We start from the raw sequence: 3,419 nt of genomic DNA, 5'->3' as shown, positions 1-3,419 counted from the left end.
GCAAGGAATGAACAAGCATGCAATCAGTAAAAAGTTAGGGTGTAGTCGGACAACAGTGTATAAAGTATTAGGTTGAAGAGCTAGCGCCAACTGGAAGAGCTGAGAAAATATTAGTTCGTATTAATTTTATCCAAAGAGTTCTGAGTGGGAACCACAACGAACTAATATCAACTCTTGTGTATCCCAATCCACATCCCAGATGAGTAAAAAATCTGGCTGAATATGACACTCCATGTGCGGCTTCCAGTTGCCTTGTAATAAGTGTGGTTTATATTCATTTGGGACAGTACCAGTTTTCACCAGGTGGTTATCGATAAGATCTTTCAACATTGAGGTGTTGTAGCGTGTATTTTTAGACGCTCGTTTCAGGTCTTTTTTAAAAGAACTTTTTATTCTAATTTTTAGCACTTCTGCTACCTAAAATATCACTAAACAAATCATCAGCGGAGTCATAAGTTTCATCAATAACGGATTCTTGCATCGCTTTTAAAGTATCTTGATTCGGTACTTTTAACTCAACAGGAAACTCATGACGAAGCTTCACCTGACTAAGAAAAATCCGAATTGCATCAGACATGCTCATTCCGAGTTCAGACAGGATTATCTCAGACTCATGCTTTAATTCACTAGATACTCTAGCTCTAACCATTTCAGTTTTCATTATGTGACTCGCTTGCGCTACGTTTTAGTTAATAGTAACAAGAAGGCGGCCTAATAGCAAAATAATGGCCACCTGTTATGAATTTCAGTATGAGATACATAGTTTATTCATTGACTATGACTTCATGCCAAAGCCTCGCTACAAAACCGCCAATTGGCTATTGAGTTACAATTAGCCTGTGACTGGTTCGGCCAAGCGAGTTGACGCTCTATGATAGTGCATAAGCTGATTTCTTTTATGGCACAATAGTTACCATCAATTATCATGATACTAATGAGAATTCTATGAAGAAAGCTAATCAGTTAAAAAAAGAGCATCATTATGTTTGGGCTAACTATTTAAGAAACTGGTCAGGAACAAAAAACAAAGTCTGGTTCCGAAGTGTAAGAGGTAAGCTAGTAGAAGACAGTGTCAAGATGATTGCTAAAGAGCGTCACTTCTACCATATAAAGCCGATTACAGAAGACAATAGAAAGCTAATCAAACTAATGTCTGAAAAAAGTGATATTAGAGAAGAACATATGAATCTACTTAAGCATTTTATTCATGTTCAAAATATGGAAATTCTATACAAAAACAGCAATATTAAAAATCACGAAGCAGAAGAGGCGTTTGAAGCGCATAAACATAACTCTCTAGAGAATCTACATACTGCGTATGAACATAGTGCAGCCTATGCCTTAAAACGCATTGCCAACAAAGACTTATCTTTCTTCGATAGTACTGAGTATTCAGTAGGTTTCTTCAATTATTTAGGTCAACAGTTTGCCAGAACAAAAGCATTCAAAGACCTCGCTTTACTTGTTATGTCTAAAGGTGACTCAAAGGAATCTCAATGGATATATAAGAACTCTGATGAAAGTTGGTGGTTTCTTAGTCATATGCTTGGTGGGAATCTGGGTTTTTCAATGTATAGCACTAGGGATAATTATAAAAATTGCCTACTAGTCAATGAAACCGATATGCCGTTTATTACTTCTGACTGTCCTTCTGTCAATGTTCACCCTGAATTAAAGCAAGAATCCTTTCAGCCACCGGCAGAAGAACAATTTGACTTGTACTATCCTATTTCTCCAACCGTTGCTTATGTATATTGTAGTTCGAATCAGTTTCCTGATGGGATTTCTAAAGTAGACATAGAAACAGTAGTAAAACTGAACACAGAAACAGCTAGAGGTGCTTATATACACATCTTTGGTAACAGCGAAGAGTCGCTACAAGCCTATAAAAAGCACGTTGGAGAGCGATATGATAGAGTTCAAACCTTTGTGAACACGTAGCCATAAGCCTCTTTGCAATATTTCGTTTTTCGGATCATCCTTTGTAGAATATGTTAAATAGGCCAAATTAGGGTGGTTTTTGCAGGCTCCATTCTCTAATCGCTACGGAATGGCAGAAATCACCCAACTTCCCTCTCGATACTCACCAATTCCCACTTGAAAGTTAATTACAGAATCTCTCCGAATGTTAATGAGTTGTAACTGTTTTTTCTTTCAGCCAATATTTTATCTCTAAGCCTCAAAATGTTCGGTTTTCTTATCGTTCTTTAGTTGTGCGAGAATCGAAGTCCCTATTCATTGTAGCAATGAATAGGGTGATATTTGTTATTATGTTGTTTTTCTTATTAAGTTAATATATTATTAACTTAATATCTTATTAATTAATTGGGGCGTCACATGGGGAAGGTTATCTTACTTGGGCATCAAAAAGGGGGAGTTGGCAAAAGCAACACCGCCGCAAATTTAGCTGTCGCAATCTCGAAAGAAAGATTTAATGGAGAAACTGATGAGATTTTACTTATCGATGCAGATCCGCAAGCAACTTTATATCGATGGGCGCAGCGTAGAGAAGAGTTAGATAAAATGAATGCTTTTCCTTGTATTCGTTTAGATGGGAACGTTACAAAGCAAATAAAACGTGAATCTGAAAAATATAGTTACGTAATTGTAGATGCTGCCGGACGTGATAGTCGAGAAATGCGCTCTGCTATGTTGGCCGCTGACTTGATGTTAATGCCAACAAAGGCCAGCTTGTCTGATTTAGAACTATTAGAGCACATGGCCGATACAATTGAGACTGCTCGTGATTACAACTCAGATCTTAAGGTCGGTGTTTTTATAAACATGTCGCCTACAAATAGCCAGTCAGAGAAAAAGGTAGCCAAAGAATTATTAAGAGAATTTCCGGAGTTTGTCTTATTGAATACGGTAGTGTCAGAGCGAAAAGCGCATCGTGATGCATGGTCTGAGGCTGTGGGTGTTCATGAGTGGAAAGATAGTAAAGCTAAGGCTGAAATCAGTTGTTTATTAAAGGATGTACAAAATGAAATTGAGTCGTAATTCTTTAAAAATGAGTGAGAAAAAAGTTAAAGATGCAGAAGCTTTTATTGAGGCTTCAGAACCTAACGCTTCCTCTTGTGAGGGAAGGGGACGCCCTCGACAATCTAGTGAGCTGACCAAACCGGTATCGATATCTTTAACAAATACGGATAAAAGGACATTAGACGATCAGTTTAAGAGGTTTAACTCATTATCTTATAAAATGCAGTTAGATGATGAAAAAACACTGAATAGGAGCGATATCATCAGGATAGTCGCAAATAAATTAGCAGAGATGGATGACGAAGAGTTAATCAAATTCTTAAGATAATAAGATAATAAGATAATAAGATAATAAGATAATAGGGTAGGTTGAAATAAATATGAAGAAGACCTCCATTTATTGCCTAAATACTAAACATTTGTAATACTGTGTTTAC

At 36.9% G+C, this 3,419-nt stretch carries 6 protein-coding genes; 4 read left to right on the top strand and 2 right to left on the bottom strand.

Annotated features, from left to right (window positions below):
• A partial coding sequence (locus tag A142_RS24645) for a helix-turn-helix domain-containing protein (RefSeq protein ID WP_139137151.1) occupies window positions 1-76 on the top strand: 76 nt, incomplete at its 5' end.
• A 50-nt stretch (window positions 77-126) separates the two neighbouring features.
• On the opposite strand, the gene A142_RS02195 is transcribed toward A142_RS24645, so the two are convergent.
• Complete coding sequence (locus tag A142_RS02195; RefSeq protein ID WP_017096583.1) at window positions 127-408, bottom strand: type II toxin-antitoxin system YafQ family toxin; 282 nt, start codon at window positions 406-408, stop codon at window positions 127-129.
• Entirely contained in the window at window positions 395-661 is a 267-nt protein-coding gene (locus tag A142_RS02190; RefSeq protein WP_020628667.1) for a type II toxin-antitoxin system RelB/DinJ family antitoxin, read from the bottom strand. Before A142_RS02190 ends, A142_RS02195 begins: the two co-directional genes overlap by 14 nt.
• Before the next feature lie 284 nt (window positions 662-945).
• Between A142_RS02190 and A142_RS02185 the strand changes: the two genes are divergently transcribed.
• The 3 genes from A142_RS02185 to A142_RS02175 all read left to right on the top strand — a co-directional run bounded on the left by A142_RS02185 (window position 946) and on the right by A142_RS02175 (window position 3,310).
• Window positions 946-1,941 carry a DUF4238 domain-containing protein gene (locus tag A142_RS02185; protein WP_019821306.1) on the top strand — a complete coding sequence of 332 codons (996 nt, stop codon included), beginning with the start codon at window positions 946-948 and terminating at the stop codon, window positions 1,939-1,941.
• Between the two features lie 396 nt (window positions 1,942-2,337).
• Window positions 2,338-3,000 (top strand): AAA family ATPase, encoded by a 663-nt coding sequence (locus A142_RS02180; RefSeq protein WP_017096999.1) that lies wholly within the window; start codon window positions 2,338-2,340, stop codon window positions 2,998-3,000.
• Entirely contained in the window at window positions 2,984-3,310 is a 327-nt protein-coding gene (locus A142_RS02175; RefSeq protein WP_017096998.1) for a hypothetical protein, read from the top strand. The genes A142_RS02180 and A142_RS02175 overlap by 17 nt, the downstream gene beginning before the upstream one ends.
• Window positions 3,311-3,419 lie beyond the last annotated feature (109 nt).

The organism is Vibrio splendidus 12E03 (assembly GCF_000272105.2).
GTDB classification, from domain to species: Bacteria; Pseudomonadota; Gammaproteobacteria; order Enterobacterales; family Vibrionaceae; genus Vibrio; species Vibrio splendidus_I.
This window is presented reverse-complemented; position numbering and strand designations above follow the sequence as displayed.